Source organism: Bacillus sp. PAMC26543 (assembly GCF_014250375.1).
Lineage (GTDB): Bacteria > Bacillota > Bacilli > Bacillales > Bacillaceae > Bacillus > Bacillus halotolerans.
The window spans coordinates 2931539-2951180 of the sequence record NZ_CP060193.1; the positions used below are offsets into that span (position 1 = coordinate 2931539).

Consider the following 19642-nt stretch of genomic DNA (forward strand, 5'->3'; position numbering starts at 1 on the left):
CCTCACCTTTTTTTATCGGCCCCAGCGGATTGCAATGGCGCCCCAAGTTAATCCTCCGCCGAATCCTACCATGACGATCACATCGCCATCTTTGATTTTACCAGCTTCCAATTCTTCTACTAGAGAAATAGGAATGGATGCGGCAGAAGTGTTTCCATATTTATGAACAGTTTTAGACATCTTTTCGACAGGAAGCTCTAAACGCTCACGTGCAGCTTCCATGATGCGGATGTTCGCCTGATGCGGAATCAAAAAGTCGACGTCCTCTTTTGAGAGTCCGGCTTTTCCAATGACATTTACGCATGATTCACCCATTTGGCGGACCGCAAATTTGAAAACTTCACGTCCATTCATGATTGTATGTCCTTTTTCATTCAGATACAAGTGCTGACCGCCTGTGCCGTCTGCTCCTAGTTCAAATGAAAGAATTCCTCTGTCATCACTGACTGGCCCGACTACCGCAGCGCCCGCTCCGTCACCAAACAGAACGGCTGTGTTGCGGTCTTCCCAGTCTGTAATGCTTGAGAGCTTTTCTACACCGACAACAAGGACATGCTTATAAGTTCCGGATTCAATAAATTGTTTACCCGTTACAACCCCGTACATAAAGCCTGCACAAGCCGCGCTGATATCCATGGCACATGCTTTCTTTGCGCCGAGCTGTTCTTGAATCATACAAGAAACTGTAGGAAATGACTGATCAGGTGTGACAGTCGCAACGAGAATCATATCGAGATCCTCAGCGGACACTTCAGCTTGTTCCAGCGCTTTTTTCGCTGCTGCAACAGCCATATGTGATGAATATACGTCATCAGCGGCAATTCTTCTTTCTTCTATTCCTGTTCTTGTACGAATCCACTCGTCAGAAGTTTCAACCATTTTTTCTAAATCATGATTTGTTAAAACCTTCTCAGGGATATAACGTCCAACTCCAAGTATTCCAGCTTTCATAAGGGAAGACTCCTTTATATAGTTAATTTAGAAGATCAATCAGGTTATGATCAATTATTAGTATCAGGTACTAATTCTATCTTATTTTTTTTCACATGGCAATATATTCGTCTAAACTATCGGTTCATCTTACTCATAGAGTATGGTATATGGAAAAGGAGGCGTATGCAGGTGGATGTGTTTTCAAAAATGATGTTCGGCGATAACGCCAAACAAAAAACAGAAAAAGAAGAAGTGCAGGAGGAGGAGGTTTCCCCGACAAACGAAGAAGAGACGATTGATTACATGTATATTATGAACCAAATCGGTTCGATTATGAACTCTCTCGATCAAATCAAGCCCGCTCTGAAGGAACTCGCGCCTATGGTATCCGCTATTAAAAAGAAAATCATGTGAAAAGCCACTTTCGAGAAAGTGGCTTCTTCTTATTCGGTTTCAGATTTCGCGTCGGATTTACCCAGCTCATAGGCTTCCGCCATTACCGTTGTAAATAAATTCATAAACGGCTGAATGGCCTCCATCGACAGCTCTATTCCTGATTTTTCAAGCTGCTCTTTCGCTTCAGGCAGATATTTCATTGCTATTTGCAGAAACTCAAGTGATTTTTCGTGCTGCATGTAAAGTCACCCCGTTACTCGTTTTTTGGCAGTTCACCTGTTTTGTTATATGTTTTGACCAGTTTGGCGATTTTTTTCTGAAAGGCTTTGTCCACAAGCGGACTGAAGGTTCCCATTTCGACAACTCGGCTTTTCAGATCGTAATAGTGATCGCCGCCTTTTAAAGTCCCTTTGTCGAATTGCTCAGCTATAATTTCATAGGCCTTGTCCACATTTTGCACCGTGCTGGTTAACACGGTGTTTTCGCCAAGATCGGATTGATCTGTGACATAGCCGATCGCATATAGGCCGTCTTTTTTGATTTGCTGAATGACAGGAACATTATACCCGTCTCCGGCAGGATACACAACATCCGCGCCTTCGTTCTTCATTTTTTGATAAAGGTTCACCGCAGTCGAATCATCATCCCAGTGATCCGTATATTTTGTATTCACTTCTATATTAGGATTTTCATACTTAGCCCCTTTTATAAAGCCGTCCACTTCTGGCTGCCATGAAAAAGAAGCGATGACGCCGACCTGATTGGTTTTTGACATATGGGCAGCGGTCATTCCGCCGAAAAAGCCGATTGCTTCCCCGCTGAGATGAACGCTTGTGACATTGTCCGCTTTTGCTTTTGCATTTGAAATCACAAACTGCATATCCGGATAGTCTTCACTGACCAAGTTAAATACTTCTTCATACTCACTTCCATGGCCAAAGAGGAGATTGACGCCGCGCTTATGAAAATCTTCAATCGCATTTATAATATCTTCATCTGTTTTTACGCCTTCTTTATAGTAGACGTCCACATTGTATTTAGATTGTATATTCAGTAATCCTTTATACCCTTTTGTGCCCCATACGAGGTCATTAATCGTATCAGGAAAGAGCATGCCGACCTTCTCAATTTTTCCTTTAAACGGAGTTTGTCCACATCCGCTTAATAAAAGGAGGACAGAAAAGATCATGACAAGCCTTGTGATCAAGTCATGTTCAACTCCTTTTGACAAGCTATCACATGTATTAAAATGATACGTTTATTGTATCTAGAAAACTCGAAACATGGAAGGTTTTTCTTAATATTTGTCGAAAATTGATGAAAATTGTCTTTTCCACTCGAGAATTTTTGTTTTCGCTTCATCTTTTGAAGTTTTTTTCGTGACTTGCAAATCAAAAATGCAATCTTTGCCGGTATCACGGCCGGGCTCAAGCAGGAATCTCAACAGCTCGTCAGCTACATCTTCTGTATAAAAGCCCTCTTCCTCCTGTTCTTCTTTCCACGGCCCATACATTTTAGGAAGGATCACCGCTTTTTCTGAACCTGTCTTTTCACGTTTCTCCCACTCTTTTCGGTCTTGTTCGTATACCAATACATAAGCGTATTTATATTGGTCCAAAGGCAAAAAGCCGCAGTCATATTGGATACAAATTGTATCATACTTTTGATCCTCAATGTGCTCAAGCTGCCGAAAGTGTTCGTTTCTTCCAAGCCACATGAGTCTTTCTTCTAAGTACATTTGTCTGTTTTCATCATCTGTTTCAGCCAAAACGACATCGACGTATATGCCTTCATCCATCATTCGCTCGCATAAAGAAAGGCCGAAAAATTCATCCGCCCCTACAATCAGCGTTGATTCCATTTCATCTGCCGCCCTTCCGGTTTTTCATTTATCCAAAGCAAAACAGCCTCCGCAAAAGAGAAGGCTATTGTTATTGTATTCTTTATAACTCTTTTTCATGCCTGTGAAAGAATTTGCAGATTGATGCATAGATCCTGCTTGGGTGCTCAAATAAATGAAACGTTATGTCAACCGGACAGCCTTGGTTTTGCTGCTGCTTTTCCTTAAATACTTCCGCATGCAGGCTGTACGGATACGGTGCTCCGGTCATCCGCTGCCATATATGAACCGGTACGCTGCTCGGATAGCTTTCGATTGTTTTATAACGGAGTGAAGCCGCTTCTTTTTCGGAGATTTCGTAGCTTTCCGATACCTCTTTCAAAAATTGTTTATAGAAAAATTTATTTTCTTTTTCTGATTCATAATGTGCCTGAAGATCGAGACAAGGATTCAACATCGCGGCTGATCGGATATGATCCGGGGAAAAACGAAGCAGTTCATCGGCCACGAGAGCGCCCATCCCTTCTGCTAAAATATGAATCTTCGGATTGAGTATTTCCTGCTTCAACACGAAATGTATCAGCTGTTTGGCATAGGTGACCGCTTTTCCCGCGCCCCAGTGCCTTCCGAACAGATTGCTGTTAAAAATGGTATAGCCTTCGTCCCTCAGCATATTTAAAAGCTGATTTCTGCCATAATGCTGAAGCCAAAAACTTGAATCATTACCGACAAAGTGGGTTCTGTCCCCGAGGACAAAGATGCCAAAGCCGTTCGGACGATAGGGCAGATGAATCACGTTATGCTCCGTTCCCAATTGAAAATACCTTTCCGTTATTCCCATCGCTTGCCCGCCTCCTTTCACACTTCATCTCACGCTATCTTATGTAAAAAGAAAAGAAACGAATAAGGTAAAGTCCTAGCCTTTCTATGTTTTGGCTATTATACCAATTGACGATATTTATTTTTTATATTTTACCATTAAAAATGTGACGAATCAGACTCTTTTGTCACCTCACTTTCTTCTAAAATTAGATTCCCCCTTCGCTTTATGTATGGTATGATAACTTCTAGAATAGAATGAGAAGGACGAGGTGGAAACGTGCGATTTATTATTGCTTTTATTTGGACGTTCCTTTTATCGCATATGGCATGCTATTTGATTGCCAGCATGAACAGTGTAGCGTATAACTTCACAACATCATCCGTAATTGCTGTCGTTTTATATGTGCTGATCATGGCGCTAGCAGCAATCATGCCTATGAACAACAATGCCAGCCAGCATTAATAAGCCAAAAACCCAAAACATGTATTGTTTTGGGTTTTTTCGTGATCACGGTTTTCTTTTATACGTCCACAGGCGGTTGTGATTAGATGTTTCAGGAAACATATCTCCTGCTGACAGATGGACCTTTTGCGGGTTTTTGACCATACTCCCCGTCTCGCCGATTTCTACGTAGATGCCGTTGTTGGGCGCTTTCTGCCCGGGCCGGAATTGATGCTGCTGTCCCACTGTTTTTCCTCCTTTTCCTTTTTCGTGTAGTATGCGCCTAAGCGGGTGTGAATATGTTTCCATAAAAAAACTGCTGAGACCGGCTCAGCAGTTTTTTCGGTTATTCCCCTTTGTAAAGGATCGCCTTTAACAGCGCTTTTTGCACATGGAGACGGTTTTCGGCCTGCTGGAATACAGCGGAATTCGGACCGTCAATAATCTCTGCCGTCACTTCTTCTTCACGGTGTGCAGGAAGACAGTGCAAAAATGTATAGTCAGGTTTAGCATGGCTGACAAGCGATGCATTCACCTGGTAAGGCGCGAAGACTGCGAGACGCTCTTGTTCTTCCGCTTCCTGTCCCATGCTTGTGAATACATCTGAATAAATGACGTCCGCATTTTTTACGGCTTCAATCGGATCAGCTGTAAGTGTAATGGAAGCACCGGATTGAAGGGCAAATGCTTTGGCTGCTTCCGCCGCTTCGTCTAACACTTCGTATCCCTTAGGCGAAGCAATCGAGATATCACAGCCCATTTTTGCGCAGCCGATCATCAGGGAGTGCGCCACATTATTTCCGTCACCGATATATGCGACTTTCACACCTTTGAGATCGCCTTTGATTTCCTTGATCGTCAATAGGTCCGCCAGCGCCTGGCAAGGATGATATTTATCAGTAAGCCCGTTGATGACCGGAATATCAGCGTGTTCAGCAAGCTCCTCCACCTTTTCATGCTCGAAGGTCCGGATCATGATTGCATCTACATAGCCCGAGAGCACTTTTGCCGTGTCAGCCACAGTTTCACCGCGGCCCAGCTGCAGATCTTTCTGGCTTAAAAAGAGGGCATTTCCGCCAAGCTGCGCCATGCCGGCCTCAAATGAAACACGTGTCCGTGTGGATGATTTTTCAAAAATCATCGCAAGGGTTTTGCCTTGAAAAATAGGCTGAATCTTGTTTTGTTTCAGTTCACTGGCTTCAGCAAGCAACGCGCTGATATCCTGTTCACTGAGATCTTTTAGCGTTAATAGGTCTTTTCCGAATAGATTGGTTTGCATTTCTCCCATATTCACTGTGTGCATGATGCCACTTCCTTTTTATAAAGATCTCTGAGGGAAACAGGGTGCGGACTGCCTGATCCGCTTTGCAAAAACGCCCGTACGGTTTCCTCTTCAGTAAAGACGGTAATGCCGTGTGTCATGGCTTCCAAACGCTCTTTGCGTGCTTCTTCAGAGCCATTCAAATGGATATGGAGCGCTTTTTCATCCTGTTCCATCCATGAGGCGAATGTGCCTTCATGAACCGTAAAGCCGGCGTTTTCCGCTAATGTCTTCAAATCTTCCGGTCCGTTTTGCAAATAAATGCTTCCTTTTTGATTCCAAACACGCGTGTAGATTTTTTTCAACGCGCTGTCGGCGTCGTATGCAACACACATGCCTTCTCCTGTCGATTTCATCTCCGGTCCAAGCTTGACATCTACATCTTGAATCGCATGTGAGGAAAAGACCGGGAACTTTACAGCAACGCCGTGGTGATTTTGAACTGCCGGGTTTACATCTTTTAGAGATGCCCCCGCCAGCAGCCTTGTGGCGAGCGGAATCATCGGGACGCCCATGACTTTGCTGACGACCGGAACTGTACGGCTCGCTCTCGGGTTCACTTCAAGGACGAGAATGGTTTCGTTATCGATCACAAATTGGATGTTCATAATACCTTTAAATGAAAGCTTTTGGGCAATTTTTTGAGCAGCATCTTTTATTCCCTGCTGCAGTTTGTTTGTGACAGAAGGCCCCGGGAGAATGGCGAAGCTGTCTCCTGAGTGGACGCCCGCCCGCTCAATATGTTCGGTATATGTCGGGATAAAGACTTCTTCGCCATCGGAAATCAGATCAATTTCGACTTCTTTTCCTGACACGTACTGATCAATCAAAATCGGGTACGGCATGCTGTCTTCTCCGTCCAGCAGCTGAGAAAGCGCAGCTTCCGATTCAACGATGATCATGCCCATTCCGCCAATGACATAAGAAGGACGGATTAATACAGGATAGCCGATGCCGTTTGCTTTCTCTGCAGCCTCTTCTTTTGTATAGGCAATTTCTCCTTTAGCGTGCTGCAATCCGAGTTCATCAAGAAGCTGATAAAATTGATCGCGATCCTCTAACACGTCAAGCGTTTCAAACGATGTGCCGAGAAGCGTGATTCCGGCTTTTTCGAGCGCTTCAGCAGCATTGATCGCGGTTTGGCCGCCGAACTGCACGATCGCAAAGTCAATGTTTTCCTGCTCCGCCACGTTTAATATGTGCTCCGTTGTCAGCGGTTCAAAATACAGGCGGTCCGCAATTTCATAATCTGTGCTCACGGTTTCCGGGTTGTTATTAATCATAATCGTTTCGAATCCAAGCTTTTGCAGCGTTAACACCCCATGAACAGCACTGTAATCGAATTCAACGCCCTGCCCGATGCGAATCGGTCCTGAGCCGATAATCAGCGCGCGCTTTTTCTCTTTGCGGCTGATGTCTCCATCGGTTTCTCCGAAATACGTGGAGTAAAAATAGTTGGTTTTCGCATCAAACTCAGCTGCGCAAGTATCAACAATTTTGAAGGAAGGCGTAATCCCCTTCTCTTTGCGAAGAGCGCGCACCTCTGCCTCTGTCTTGCCGATAAGTGAGGCAATCGTTGCGTCTGAAAACCCTTTTTCCTTTGCCTTTTTCAATAAATCAAAAGAAAGGTCGCTCCCCGCTTCCATGATCTGATTTTCCAGCTTGATGATATTGTTAAAGGTGTGAAGGAAAAACGGGTCGATTTTTGTTTTTGCATGGATTTCTTCTATTGATATGCTTCGGCTTAACAGCTCCATCACAACGAAAAATCTTCGATCGTCAGGTGTGATTGCCAGCTCCCAGAGCGCTTCAATTGATAAGCCGCCGAGCTCCGGCAGATGCGTGCCGACGTTTTTCAGCTCAAGAGAGGCTGCCGCCTTTTGGAGCGCCGCTTCTACATTACGTTCAATCGCCATCACTTCTCCGGTGGCTTTCATTTTTGTGCCGAGCTTGCGATCCGCGTTTTTGAATTTATCAAACGGCCAGCGCGGAAACTTGACGATGACATAGTCCAATGCCGGTTCGAAGCTCGCATAAGTGGAGCCTGTAAGCGGGTTTTTTAATTCGTCAAGCGTGTATCCGACCGCCAATTTCGCAGCCATTTTCGCAATGGGATAACCTGTTGCTTTTGACGCGAGAGCAGATGAACGGCTCACACGCGGATTCACTTCAATGACGTAGTATTGCTTGCTGAACGGATCAAGCGCAAACTGAATGTTGCACCCGCCTACGACATCAAGTGCCGAAATGATCGTCAGACTTGCCGTCCGGAGCATTTGATAGTCTTCATCAGTTAATGTTTGTGAAGGCGCCACTACGATCGAATCGCCTGTATGCACACCGACCGGATCGATGTTTTCCATATTACAGACGGTAATGCATGTGTTGTTGCTGTCGCGCATCACTTCATATTCAATTTCTTTAAAGCCGGCAATGCTCTTTTCTACCAGGCATTGATTGATCGGGCTAGCCAGGAGCGCTTGCTTGATCATGGCGGCAAATGCTTCTTTCGTAGGCGCGATGCCCCCGCCTTTTCCGCCTAACGTGTAAGCAGGCCGGATAATGACAGGAAAGCCGATGGATTCCGCAAAACGAAGGGCATCTGTTTCGTTATCGACAATTTCGCTTTCTGGAACTGGCTGATTCAGCTCGTTCATTAAAGAACGAAATTTTTCCCGGTCCTCTCCTTTTTGAATTGTATCAACGGATGTACCCAGAAGTTTGACGCCGTGCGCCTTTAAAATACCCGCTTCTTCAAGTTCAACCGCAAGATTCAGTGCAGTCTGCCCGCCTAAATTGGCCAGAAGTCCGTCGGGCTTTTCTTTCTTAATAATGTCTGTCAGGCTTTCTACCGTCAGCGGTTCAAAATAAATGTCATCCGCGAAAGCTTCATCGGTCATAATTGTTGCCGGGTTGTTGTTGACGAGAATAACCCGATAGCCTTCTTCCTTGAGCGCGATGCAACCTTGAGTGCCTGAATAATCAAATTCTGCCGCCTGGCCGATGATGATCGGGCCTGAGCCGATTACTAATATGCTTGAAATACTGGTGTCTTTAGGCATGGGCGATTTCTCTCCTTGCTGGTATCACATTCTTTAAATAATCATCAAAAATCCATTCGCTTTCCGCCGGTCCGGGATGGGCTTCCGGGTGGAATTGCACACTCATGACGGGCAGTTTTTTATGGGAAAGTCCTTCAACTGATGTGTCATTGACATGATGGAATCTGATCGTCAGCTCTTCTTGATTAATAGTTTTTTCATCGACCACATAGCTGTGATTTTGGCTGGTCATGAACACCCGCTTCGTTTCACGGTCGATGACCGGATGGTTTGCGCCCCTGTGTCCGAACGGCAGCTTAAACGTATTTCCGCCGAAAGCGAGCGCAATCAGCTGGTGGCCGAGACATATGCCGAGTGTCGGAAAGCGGCTGACAATGTTTTTGATTTGTTCCATATACGGTGTAATGGCTTTCGGATCTCCGGGTCCGTTGGATAACACGACACCGTCGGGCTTTATGACGTAAACCGATTCCATTTGCTGATACGGTATAACAGTGACCTTACAGCCTCGTTTCACGAGGGATGATGCAATTGATTTTTTATAGCCAAAGTCAATGAGAGCAATATGTTTATTTCCTTCACCGATTGTGCTGATGTCCTGTGCGGTCGCCTGTTCTGCGACGTTCTCAGGCTGCAGGGCAATCTCAGCCGCTTCTTTAGAGGCAGTGACAGACGCCCCCATCGTTCCGTTCGCGCGGATTTTTTTGACGACAGCCCTCGTATCGACATGGGACAAGAGCGGGATGTTCCATTTTTTCAGATATTCCTTAAGACTGTATACCGCTTCATGATGAGAAAAATGATCGCACGCCTCGTAAACAACCGCTGCTTTCACTTGCGGTTTTTTGCTTTCAAAGTCGTTTTCATTAATACCGTAGTTGCCGATCAGCGGGTACGTAAATACGATAATCTGTCCTTTGTATGACGGGTCTGTCAGCACTTCCTGATAACCCGTCATTCCTGTGAAAAACACAGCTTCGCCCGTGCAGTTTTCATGTCCGTCCAGTTCTCCGCTGAACACTGTTCCATCTTCTAATACTAAATAACCTTCCATCTAAAAGCCCACCTCTTGATGAATAATTAATTATAAAAATGAATTTTTATGCTTTTATATCGAAAAAAAATTACAGATTGACAGCGGAATGCTGAGCAATCGCTTGTTTCAGCTTGCTGACGGCTTCTGTTATTTCATCCTTTGTCACGGTGAGCGGCGGCAGCAGACGAATCACGTTCGGTCCGGCCGGCAGTACGAGCAAGCCTAATGTCTGCAATTCAGCAATGATGTCTGCAACCGGCCCATCACACTCAATTCCAAGCATTAATCCTTTGCCGCGGATTTGCTTCACAAAAGGACTCTTCAGTTCAGCCTCCAGCTGTTCTTTCAAAAACGCACCCTTATCAGCAGCCTCTTGCAGAAATTCAGGCTGGAATACAACCTGCAATGTTGCATTGACGGCGGCCATCGCCAGCATATTCCCTCCGAAAGTCGTTCCGTGAGATCCAGGAGTAAACGCTGCTCCCAGCTCTTTCTTGCCGATTACCGCACCGACTGGAAAGCCGTTCCCCAATCCTTTTGCAGCTGTGATGATATCAGGTGAGAGGCCGAAGTGTTCGTATGCGAAGCCCTTTCCCGTCCGTCCAATGCCGGTCTGAATTTCATCTACAATCAGAAGCGCCTGCTTTTCCTTGCAAAACGACTGTACGGCTGTTAAAAATTCTGCACTGGCCGGATTGACTCCGCCTTCTCCCTGTACGGTCTCAAGCATTACCGCGGCTATGCCGTCTTCCTCCCCAAGAGCATCAAAAGCGGCAGGATCATTGTACGGGAGGTAATGAAAGCCTTCCAGCATCGGGCCGAAGCCTGTTTTGATTTTATCCTGTCCGGTAGCTGCCATCCCTGCATAGGTGCGGCCGTGGAATGATTGAAGAAATGTGATGATTTTCGTTTTTCCAGTTGCTTTTCGCGCCAGCTTAATCGCTCCTTCATTCGCTTCCGCTCCGCTGTTGCAGAAAAAAACGAGATCTCCGGCACTGTTTGCTGCTAACTGCTGTGCCGCTTGCTCCTGAAGACTGTTTTCAAACAGATTGGATACGTGCCATACGCTGTCGAGCTGTTTTTTGACCGCTTCTGTGACCGCTTCATGGCAGTGACCTAGGTTGGAAACCGCAATCCCTTGAATGAAATCGAGGTATGTTTTGCCGTTTTGATCCTCAACGCAAGTTCCCTTCGCTTTCTTTATCTCAATGTTCCACCGTCCGTAGGTTTGAAACAAGCTGCTCATGAAACAGCCTCCTTTGCTTTGACGATTTTTGTTCCTTGAAATGTTTGATTTGAGAAAAACGATCCTTTTCCATTTACGATCATCACTTCTGATACCTGGTCCGATAATGCTGATAAGGCTGAATTGACCTTTGGTATCATCCCGCCTGTGATCACTTCCTGTTTAATGAGAGTCTGAATTTCCTCAGGGGTCAGGATGTCGAGACGCTGTTTTTCCTTCATAATTCCTTCCACGTCTGTGACGAACATCAGCTTATCGGCTTTCAGCGCCCCGGCGACTGCCGAAGCAGCAAGATCAGCATTAACATTCAGTGTTTTGTAATCGCTCGTCAAGGACAGGGGCGCGATTACCGGGATAATGCCTTCATCCATCAGCGCGTTTACCATAGAGGCATTAACCTTTTTAATTTCTCCGACTTCCCCGTATGTGTCCGGATCAAGATAGTCTGCTTCGAGAAGGCCTCCATCCTTGCCGGACACTCCCGCAGCCCGGAGCCCGTGTTTTGCAAGCTCGGCAACGAAAAATTTATTCACTGAGCCGGACAGTACCATTTCAGCGACTTCCAAAACCGGTTTGGTTGTTTTCCGCTGTCCGCCTGCAAACTCTGTTTTGATGTTTAACCGTTTCAGCATATGTGTGATTTCCGGTCCGCCGCCGTGCACGATTGCCAATTTCCATCCTGATTCCATCAATTCTTTCAGGTTTTGAAAAAATTCTTCCGACAGCTCACGGATGACACTTCCCCCGCATTTAAAAACGATTGTTTTCTTCATTGTGCTCCCCTTTATTACGTGCGATAGCTCGCATTAATTTTGATATAATCATAAGTCAGATCACAGCCCCATGCTCTTCCGTTCCCGTCTCCTTCATGCATCTTGATGACAATGGCAATCTCGTCTCCTTCGAGATATTCTTTCGCGAGAGATTCAGAGAATGGCTGAGGCTCGTTGTTTTTAAACAGGCATTGGCCCCCGAGATAAACCTCTACTTCTTCAGCCTTCACCTGAGCCGCGCTGTGCCCGATAGCCCCGATAATGCGCCCCCAGTTCGCGTCTGTTCCGTATACAGCGGTTTTTACGAGGTTCGACCCGACAATTTTCTTGGCAATTACGTTTGCATCAAGATTGTTTTTCGCCCCTTTTACTTGGGCTTCGATTAGTTTTGTCGCGCCTTCTCCGTCTCTGGCAATCTCCTTAGCCAAATCTTCGCAAGCCATAAGAAGTGCTTTTTTAAAGAGCGGCCAGTCTTTATGCTCTTCCGTAAGGCACTCATTTTCCGCGCAGCCATTTGCCATGACCAATACCATGTCATTGGTGGAGGTTTCTCCGTCAACTGTAATTTGATTAAAAGAGACGTCAGTGATGTCGCGGAGCGCTTTTTGCAGCGTTTTTTCTTCGATTGCCGCGTCTGTTGTCACAAACCCCAGCATCGTTGCCATGTTTGGGTGAATCATTCCGGAGCCTTTAGCCGCTCCGCCGATGGTGACTTTTTGACCGCCGATTGTCAGTTCATAGCACGTTTGCTTGATGACGGTATCTGTCGTTAAAATCGCTTCCTCGAAATCTCCAGATCCCGCAGGCGTTTCTTTCAAAAGCTCGATGCCGGCCTGAATGTTTTCCATATTTAAATGTTCGCCGATGACACCAGTTGAAGAAACGGCGACAAGCTCCGGCTCAATGCCCAGCTGTAAAGCAAGGCTCTCCCGCATTTTGTATGCATCCTCTAAGCCCTGTTCCCCTGTACAAGCATTGGCAATGGCGCTGTTGACAATGACTGCTTTCAGAGCTGATCCATGCTTTAAGCTGTCCTGTGTGACTTTAATCGGAGCCGCCTGAAAGTGGCTTTGCGTATAAACTGCCGCGCTCACTGCCGGTGTCTCGCTGATGATGACGCCAAGGTCTTTTTTCGAGTAGCGCAGCCCGCAATGCACGCCCTTTGCCTGAAATCCTTTTGGCGAGGATACATCGCCTTTTACTTTCACTATTTGATCTTCACTCAACTGAATCATGGTTCGATTCTCTCCTGTTCTATGGATAAATTGGTGTCATGGTAAGACCTGTCTCTTCGTTCCAGCCATTCATGATATTGAAATTTTGTACTGCCTGCCCAGCGGCACCCTTCATCAGATTATCAATTACCGATACGATCGTGACCCTGTTCGTTCTTTCGTCGAGGGTAACAGATACATCGCAGAAATTGCTGCCGAACACTTCCTTCGTTTGCGGGTAATGACCCTTTGGCCTCACTCTCACAAAATATGAATCTTGGTAAAATTCCGAATATAAATCGTGCAGATCTTCTGCAGATAGGTCAGATGTTAACTGCGTATACATTGTCGCCATGATTCCCCTTGTCATCGGAACCAAGTGAGCAGAAAATGTAATAGCCTTCAACTCTGGCTGCCATTCTTTTAACGTCTGTTCAATCTCAGGGATGTGCTGATGTTCATTTACTTTATAAATTTTAAAATTGTCGTTAAGCTCAGAAAAATGGGTTCCCATGGATGCTTTCCTCCCCGCACCGGAAACGCCTGTTTTCGCATCAACGATAACGAACGATTCATCAAGCAGCTTTTTTTGAGCCAGAGGCGCGAGGCCTAGCAGTACAGCCGTCGGGAAACACCCCGGATTGGCGATGAGCTTCGCCTGCTGAATGTTCCTTTGATTCAGCTCCGAAAGACCGTAAACCGCCTCTTGAATTGTTTCTTTTGGTGCCGCTGTCCGTTTATACCACTTTTCATATACAGCAGGCTCTTGGATCCTCAGATCACCTGACAGATCAATAACCGAAATTCCCGCCTCTGCAAGCTGCGGAGTCAGTTCACTTGATACTCCCGGGGGCGCAGCAAGAAACATGACATCGATTTCCTGTTTGATTGTATTCATATCAATGGGCTTCAGCTTCTGCTCAGCAAAGCCGGTTAGATGAGGATAAACATTACTATAGACCTTTCCTTCCCCGCTGGATGAATAAAGTATACATTCTTCTGCATGAGGATGATGTGTAAGAATCCTGACAAGTTCGGCGCCCCCATAACCCGTAGCACCTACAATTCCTATTTTCAAAACGAATTCACCTTCTTGGTCTTTGTGAAATTATTTAACATTATAACATGAATAAAAATTAATTCAATCGTATATTTAATATTTTTATTCATTTATAAATTTTCTGTTCAACAAAAAAATCCACTCTTAAAAAGCAAACAGAAATCGCTTCAAATTGTTGTTCCAGCGCCTTTTGCAGCTGCATAAAAAAACAGGCTGACCGTGTCAGCCTGTTTTCATCATCATCAATCCGCTTAGAAAATATAGAATAGAGCTTGTATAAAAAATCATTTGCACCGTAAAAAAGTCGGCGAGAAAACCACCGAGCATAATAGCAGCCGCTGAAAAAACAGCGGTCCAAAAATGATAATTTCCAATCTTTTTTCCGCGTTCCCCAGTGTCTGTAAAGTCGGCGATTAATACTTTTTCTCCGTGCTTTTGCATCGCCCCAAAGAGACCTAACAGCACTTGCACGATGTACACTTGAAGAACGCCGTTAACATGCGGGACATACAAAAGCAGAACCGCCATGCCCCATGAGTTCGCAAGCAGATAATAGCGGCTGTCGATCCTTTCAGACAGCCGGCCGAGGAGCGGGTAAATGAGCGCTCCGCTCAGTCCGAATAATCCATAGGAAAACCCGAACTGCGTATAGCTTGAGCCGATATTTTTCACAAACAGAATGTAAAATGGAAAAATTAAACTGCTTGCGAAAAACACGCTGCTTTGTGAAAGTGTCAGCCATTTTAATTTGTTTTTCCCCATTATTTATACCTCTGATAAAAGTAATTCATAAACCGCTCATCCGGATCGTACGTGCGTTTTTTTTGAAAAAACGCTTCGGTTTTCGGGTACGCCTGTCTCATTTGCGCTTTTGTCTGATATGTCATATACGGCAGATAATAGCTTCCTCCGTGTTTGAGCGCAACGTCTGTCATGCGCCTGATGATCCGAGCAGTGTCAGCCTGGTCTTCTTTTAAGAAGCCCTCGTTGATTAAGAGCACGAGCGAAAACATATCTTCCTTCGCATAAGACAGGTCGGCCTTTTCGTTTTTTTGCACATATCGGATCGTGATATTAAGCAGATTCAGGTCTTCATGTGACAGCGTTTGTCTCAGGTCATCAATATAGGAAGCGTACTCCTTCACCGGCACAAAGTATTCCTGCAGCACGTCTGTATTTTCATTGTTTTCGTATTCGAGAAATTTTGATTCTGACCGCATGACGTTATTGCGTGAGATCTTTGTTCCATTTTGGCTTAGAAAATAGGATTGCTGGGTGTTCCAGAGCCAGTTTCTGCCCCACTCGTACCGTCTTGACAGGCCGAGCGCGAATTTCGTCACTTGTGTATGCTCGTCTTCTTTGAGATCGCTGTAAGATGTCAGCTGATTCTGCTCCTCTGCTAATGCGTAATTTGTGACATACATGTCTTTCAGAAATCCTTTTTCTGCTGTTGAGATGCGCGCCAGATGCATGCGGACACCGGGATTGCCTTTGACATGCTTTGCAAAATAGTCGGCGTATGTACTGTAGTTCATTTTTTCCGTTTGCATGACGTACAGCTCGTCATCCGTTAATTCAAGCTCAACATCGAGAATCACGCCAAAAAGACCGTACCCGCCGATGACTGCTGAAAACAAATCATCTTTTGGAGTGACGGTGACAATTGAACCGTCGGCTTTTAATAGACGGAATGATTTGACTGTATCAATCAGCGATCCGTAGCGAATATCACGCCCGTGGGCATTGGCGCTGAGAGATCCTCCGATTGTAAAAATATTTTGTGATTGCATAACTTTTACCGCAAGCCCGTATGGATTCACGTATTTCTGTATGTCATTCCACGTCGCCCCGCTTTGGATCCTGATGGTTTTTTTCTCTTTATCGAAAGCGAGGATTTTGTTGTAGCCTGTCATGTCGAGAACGATGCCGTCCTCGTAATATGTATGGCCGCCCATCGAATGCTGGGTTCCGGCTATTGAGATTTTTATGTTTTTTCGATTGGCCTCTTTGACTGTGTCAATGAGGTTATTTTCTTCCTGCCCTTTCACTGTCTGCTTAATTTTCACCGGCATCAAACGGCTGACATCCGTCATCTCGCTGGAGTCGTTTTTTTGCTCCGAGTGAACAGAGTACGCAAACAGGGCAGCATACGCACCAGTACACAGCGCGAATGCAAGCAATTTCTTTTTCATGGCGCTCTCCCTGTTTTTTATGGCCATTATACCATGTTTGCGTCCTCTTTTTTCCAGATTAACGTCTTGCCCGTTTTTCAGCGCGGCGGTCAGCCACGATAAAACAAGCGTGAATGGCGCCCGGCAGCCAAAAGATACATGTCAATATGAGATTGAGCAGTGCCTGAAACGGCTTCCCCGTAAACAAAACAGCAAGCGGCGGGCATAGAACGGCAAGCAGGTACATCATTTCGCTTCACTCCTTTCAGTTTTAAAAAGGACAGCCTCACAGTAAGGCTGTCCTCTTTTGTTTTATTGTATGCCAAGCGCGATTTTTGCATATCTTGACATTTTGTCACGAGTCCAAGGCGGGTTCCACACAATGTGAACTTCCGTCTCTTTCACTTCTGGAAGGTCCGATAACGCTTTTTTCACTTCATCCACGATAATTGGCGCTAAAGGGCAGCCCATTGATGTCAGTGTCATCGTAACGTGCGTTAAGCCGTCTTCATCCATATCAACATCGTATACTAACCCGAGGTTTACGATATCAACGCCAAGCTCAGGGTCGACAACCTGTTCCAGGGCGCCCATAATGTTTTCTTTTAATGCTTCTTCCACGTTCCCTCACTCCTTTTTTCTACAGTATAACGTAAATCCGGCCTGTGTTTACACCTTTGTGCTTTATAAATGCGTTTCAAACCATTCAACGGTTTTTAACACAGCGGCCCGCGGCACTTTGTGATCGGCTCTTTCATCCGCAATGAACTGGAGATGTTCCGGCTGCTCGCTGTAATAAGATTTAATCGTGTCATAAAATTTCCGGGTCGGCGCGTAAGGCACGACTTGATCTTTAACACCATGCCAAAATAAAAGCGGGCGCTGGCGAAGTTTCTCCGGCTGAAGGCTGAGATCCAGCACTTTAAGGCGCTCCATGAGCTCCCGCACCCTTTCCTCCGGCACATCGATATCGATGCCCTGAGATTTGATGTGGTCGATCTGCTGCTGAAACAGCTCGACATAATTCGGGCTTCCCATCAGGCTGACGCCGGCTTGTACCCAGTCATAAACCGTTAAGGCGCCAAGCGTTGTAATGCCGCCCATTGATGTACCCGCAAGCCCGATACGGCCGCCTTCTATCAGGCCTTCCTTCTCAAAATGGTTCTTGAGTACTTCAAGCTCTTCAATCTCGTTTAGCACGATGTCCCAGAAATGGCCGGCCAGCTTTTCAACAGCCATTTGCTCTCCCCGTTCACCATGGTGCAGAGCCTCCGGCAGAACGGCTCTAAAGCCCTTCTCCGCAAGCAGATAAGCAATATGAAGGTTGTGTTCCTTTGCGCTTGCAAAGCCATGTATAAAGAAAACAAGAGGAACAGCACGGTGCCGGTTCTCTTCTTTTACAATATGTAAAAACGGAATGCCGGAAACGGTCTGATTTTCAATTTGAATCACAATGTCCCCTCCTTAGGATAACCATAATCATAAGTGTAACATGTAGACAATAAAGATGGTAAAAAGCTACACTGTCATTAAGGCAACTCGCGTAAAATCTTAGGTTAAAGGAGCTTTTCATGGAGACAAAACCCTATGTAATCGCATTAGATTTAGATGGAACATTATTAAAGGACGATAAAACAATATCAGAAAACACCCTTCAAACGATACAGCGCCTAAAAAATGATGGACATTACGTCTGCATCTCCACCGGCCGGCCGTACCGTTCAAGTTCCATGTACTATGAGCAGATGAATCTGACAACGCCGATCGTCAATTTCAATGGAGCGTTTGTCCACCATCCGCAAGATGACAGCTGGGGACGGTATCATACCTCACTGCCGCTTCAAGTTGTCAAACAGCTTGTGGATATCAGCGAGACCTACAACGTACATAATATACTTGCTGAAGTCATCGATGATGTGTACTTCCATTATCATGATGAGCATCTGATTGACGCCTTTAACATGAACACAACAAATGTCACCGTCGGCGATTTGCGTGAAAATCTCGGTGAGGATGTCACCTCTGTGCTCATCCATGCGAAAGAGGAAGATGTGCCAGAGATACGAGCTTATTTAACAGATGTGCACGCCGAGGTGATCGATCACAGAAGATGGGCAGCCCCGTGGCATGTGATTGAGATTATTAAAAGCGGCATGAACAAAGCGATTGGCTTGCAGAAAATCAGCGATTACTACGGCGTGCCGCGAGAACGGATCATCGCTTTTGGCGATGAAGATAACGACCTGGAAATGCTCGAATTTGCAGGATGCGGCGTCGCCATGGGAAATGGAATTGACGCAGTCAAGCAGATCGCTGACAAAACGACGGGTTCCAATGAAGAAGATGGGGTCGCCCAATTTTTGAAAGAATATTTCTCAATATAAAGAGCGGAGTGTTTTAATTTTTCCCACTTATAAACCTTTACCCGCCCCAGCATACTATGGGAGACGACTCATCTCGTCAAAGTATGGAAGGGGGCAGTCTCACAATGGGTAAACGAAGCAAATCCAAAAGGTTTATTCAGCAGGGTAAAGACTCCATCGGGCAACACGCCGCAAGATTTCCATATCGGTCTACTTTAGAAGAAGCTCACCAGCATGCCGCGGCACGAGACTCGGCTGAAAGGCAGTATGAATATTAAATGAGAAACGAACTGTTTCAGCAGGCGAAATCATTTGTTCAACAGGCTGTCATGGTGACAAACGGCTTTGAGGAAGGCGATCAGGAGCAAGCGATTCTGAGGGCCAAAAATGCTGTGTCTTCTGCGTATGCCAATTCGACAGATGCGGAACGTCAACAGCTTCATCAATTTCAAGATCAACTGGATAAATTGCAATAAAAAAAAGGCTATGGCGATTCGCCATAGCCTCTTATTTGACTTCAAATTGCTGAACCGACTGAACCTGCTTGAGATTTTCCGCTTTGCCCTTAAATGTTACCTTCACCTCGTAAGTTCCCGGCTCCGGTACTTCCTTCCACTCATCAGTGAAATCATAGGTTTCTCCCGGTTCAAGCGTCAGGTTTTGAAAAGCCTGTGTAAACATTTTGTCTTTCGAATAACGGTATCTTTCTTTGTGTTCTGAATCGTACACGACAAGTTCAAATTTTTGTCCCGTGCTGAATTGAAACTCCACACTGCGTTCGCTTTGGTTCTTCAGTGACATGTTAAACTTGATTTGTTCAGGCTCCTGAATTGCGTCAACAGATAAAACAACCTCTTGATTCTCCATTCCGCCTGATACCTCCTTATCGGGTTCTGTCTGCTCATTTTTCCCGCAGCCTATTAATAGCACCACAGGCAAGAGCATCACAAGCAGCCGTTTCAC

23 protein-coding genes and 1 pseudogene are annotated in these 19642 nt (G+C 45.6%); 5 read left to right on the top strand and 19 right to left on the bottom strand.

The window, feature by feature from the left end:
• Nucleotides 1-12: 12 nt before the first annotated feature.
• A complete protein-coding gene (gene fabH, locus H7F27_RS14810; protein WP_185848084.1) occupies nt 13-951 on the bottom strand; it encodes a beta-ketoacyl-ACP synthase III in 939 nt (312 codons plus the stop codon).
• Nucleotides 952-1116: 165 nt separating this feature from the next.
• On the opposite strand from fabH, the gene H7F27_RS14815 reads away from it, so the two are divergent.
• Nucleotides 1117-1347 carry a spore coat protein YjzB gene (locus tag H7F27_RS14815; protein WP_081638273.1) on the top strand — a complete coding sequence of 77 codons (231 nt, stop codon included), beginning with the start codon at nt 1117-1119 and terminating at the stop codon, nt 1345-1347.
• Nucleotides 1348-1376: 29 nt separating this feature from the next.
• Here H7F27_RS14815 and comZ read toward each other — a convergent pair whose 3' ends face one another.
• The 4 genes from comZ to H7F27_RS14835 form a co-directional block, all read right to left on the bottom strand.
• Complete coding sequence (gene comZ, locus H7F27_RS14820) at nt 1377-1568, bottom strand: ComG operon transcriptional repressor ComZ (RefSeq protein ID WP_003224559.1); 192 nt, start codon at nt 1566-1568, stop codon at nt 1377-1379.
• Nucleotides 1569-1582: 14 nt separating this feature from the next.
• On the bottom strand, nt 1583-2536 hold the full coding sequence (locus H7F27_RS14825) for a BMP family ABC transporter substrate-binding protein (RefSeq protein WP_024120903.1): 954 nt from the start codon (nt 2534-2536) through the stop codon (nt 1583-1585).
• A gap of 90 nt (nt 2537-2626) precedes the next feature.
• Nucleotides 2627-3190 carry a hypothetical protein gene (locus tag H7F27_RS14830; RefSeq protein ID WP_185848085.1) on the bottom strand — a complete coding sequence of 188 codons (564 nt, stop codon included), beginning with the start codon at nt 3188-3190 and terminating at the stop codon, nt 2627-2629.
• An 82-nt stretch (nt 3191-3272) separates the two neighbouring features.
• The gene (locus tag H7F27_RS14835; protein WP_095713629.1) at nt 3273-4010 is read right to left on the bottom strand and encodes a hypothetical protein; all 738 of its coding nucleotides are present in this window, start codon (nt 4008-4010) and stop codon (nt 3273-3275) included.
• 258 nt (nt 4011-4268) lie between these two features.
• Here H7F27_RS14835 and H7F27_RS14840 point away from each other — a divergent pair, with 258 nt between their 5' ends.
• Nucleotides 4269-4454 (top strand): YjzD family protein, encoded by a 186-nt coding sequence (locus H7F27_RS14840; RefSeq protein WP_010333727.1) that lies wholly within the window; start codon nt 4269-4271, stop codon nt 4452-4454.
• A 45-nt stretch (nt 4455-4499) separates the two neighbouring features.
• Here the strand turns inward: H7F27_RS14840 and H7F27_RS14845 are convergent, their stop codons facing one another.
• From H7F27_RS14845 to H7F27_RS14905, 13 genes and pseudogenes are all read right to left on the bottom strand, one after another.
• Complete coding sequence (locus tag H7F27_RS14845) at nt 4500-4679, bottom strand: YjzC family protein (RefSeq protein ID WP_003239319.1); 180 nt, start codon at nt 4677-4679, stop codon at nt 4500-4502.
• Nucleotides 4680-4763: 84 nt separating this feature from the next.
• Nucleotides 4764-5721 (bottom strand): annotated as a pseudogene (gene argF / locus H7F27_RS14850) (ornithine carbamoyltransferase).
• Nucleotides 5722-5723: 2 nt separating this feature from the next.
• Nucleotides 5724-8816 (bottom strand): carbamoyl-phosphate synthase (glutamine-hydrolyzing) large subunit, encoded by a 3093-nt coding sequence (locus H7F27_RS14855; RefSeq protein ID WP_185848086.1) that lies wholly within the window; start codon nt 8814-8816, stop codon nt 5724-5726.
• Nucleotides 8809-9870 (bottom strand): carbamoyl phosphate synthase small subunit, encoded by a 1062-nt coding sequence (locus H7F27_RS14860; protein ID WP_103672311.1) that lies wholly within the window; start codon nt 9868-9870, stop codon nt 8809-8811. Before H7F27_RS14860 ends, H7F27_RS14855 begins: the two co-directional genes overlap by 8 nt.
• 70 nt (nt 9871-9940) lie before the next feature.
• Nucleotides 9941-11098: an acetylornithine transaminase gene (locus tag H7F27_RS14865; RefSeq protein WP_103672312.1), complete on the bottom strand. Its 1158-nt coding sequence runs from the start codon at nt 11096-11098 to the stop codon at nt 9941-9943.
• Nucleotides 11095-11871: an acetylglutamate kinase gene (gene argB / locus H7F27_RS14870; RefSeq protein ID WP_024120896.1), complete on the bottom strand. Its 777-nt coding sequence runs from the start codon at nt 11869-11871 to the stop codon at nt 11095-11097. The genes H7F27_RS14865 and argB overlap by 4 nt, the downstream gene beginning before the upstream one ends.
• 14 nt (nt 11872-11885) lie before the next feature.
• Complete coding sequence (gene argJ / locus H7F27_RS14875; protein WP_024120895.1) at nt 11886-13106, bottom strand: bifunctional ornithine acetyltransferase/N-acetylglutamate synthase; 1221 nt, start codon at nt 13104-13106, stop codon at nt 11886-11888.
• Between the two features lie 19 nt (nt 13107-13125).
• Complete coding sequence (gene argC / locus H7F27_RS14880; protein ID WP_185848087.1) at nt 13126-14163, bottom strand: N-acetyl-gamma-glutamyl-phosphate reductase; 1038 nt, start codon at nt 14161-14163, stop codon at nt 13126-13128.
• A gap of 204 nt (nt 14164-14367) precedes the next feature.
• A complete protein-coding gene (locus H7F27_RS14885; RefSeq protein ID WP_081720795.1) occupies nt 14368-14862 on the bottom strand; it encodes an MFS transporter in 495 nt (164 codons plus the stop codon).
• Nucleotides 14863-14906: 44 nt separating this feature from the next.
• On the bottom strand, nt 14907-16337 hold the full coding sequence (locus H7F27_RS14890) for an FAD-binding oxidoreductase (protein ID WP_185848088.1): 1431 nt from the start codon (nt 16335-16337) through the stop codon (nt 14907-14909).
• A 58-nt stretch (nt 16338-16395) separates the two neighbouring features.
• Nucleotides 16396-16566, bottom strand: a complete 171-nt coding sequence (locus tag H7F27_RS14895) for a YqaE/Pmp3 family membrane protein (RefSeq protein ID WP_003224527.1) — start codon at nt 16564-16566, stop codon at nt 16396-16398.
• Nucleotides 16567-16628: 62 nt separating this feature from the next.
• Nucleotides 16629-16937 carry a metal-sulfur cluster assembly factor gene (locus H7F27_RS14900; RefSeq protein WP_185848089.1) on the bottom strand — a complete coding sequence of 103 codons (309 nt, stop codon included), beginning with the start codon at nt 16935-16937 and terminating at the stop codon, nt 16629-16631.
• 63 nt (nt 16938-17000) lie between these two features.
• On the bottom strand, nt 17001-17768 hold the full coding sequence (locus H7F27_RS14905) for a prolyl oligopeptidase family serine peptidase (RefSeq protein WP_024120892.1): 768 nt from the start codon (nt 17766-17768) through the stop codon (nt 17001-17003).
• A gap of 119 nt (nt 17769-17887) precedes the next feature.
• Between H7F27_RS14905 and H7F27_RS14910 the strand changes: the two genes are divergently transcribed.
• From H7F27_RS14910 to H7F27_RS14920, 3 genes are all read left to right on the top strand, one after another.
• Nucleotides 17888-18700 carry a Cof-type HAD-IIB family hydrolase gene (locus H7F27_RS14910; RefSeq protein WP_103672314.1) on the top strand — a complete coding sequence of 271 codons (813 nt, stop codon included), beginning with the start codon at nt 17888-17890 and terminating at the stop codon, nt 18698-18700.
• 104 nt (nt 18701-18804) lie between these two features.
• Nucleotides 18805-18957, top strand: coding sequence for a hypothetical protein (locus H7F27_RS14915; RefSeq protein WP_024120890.1), 153 nt, complete (start codon nt 18805-18807; stop codon nt 18955-18957).
• A complete protein-coding gene (locus H7F27_RS14920) occupies nt 18958-19155 on the top strand; it encodes a DUF3813 domain-containing protein (protein WP_003224518.1) in 198 nt (65 codons plus the stop codon).
• A gap of 31 nt (nt 19156-19186) precedes the next feature.
• Here H7F27_RS14920 and H7F27_RS14925 read toward each other — a convergent pair whose 3' ends face one another.
• On the bottom strand, nt 19187-19642 hold the full coding sequence (locus tag H7F27_RS14925; protein ID WP_024120889.1) for a BsuPI-related putative proteinase inhibitor: 456 nt from the start codon (nt 19640-19642) through the stop codon (nt 19187-19189).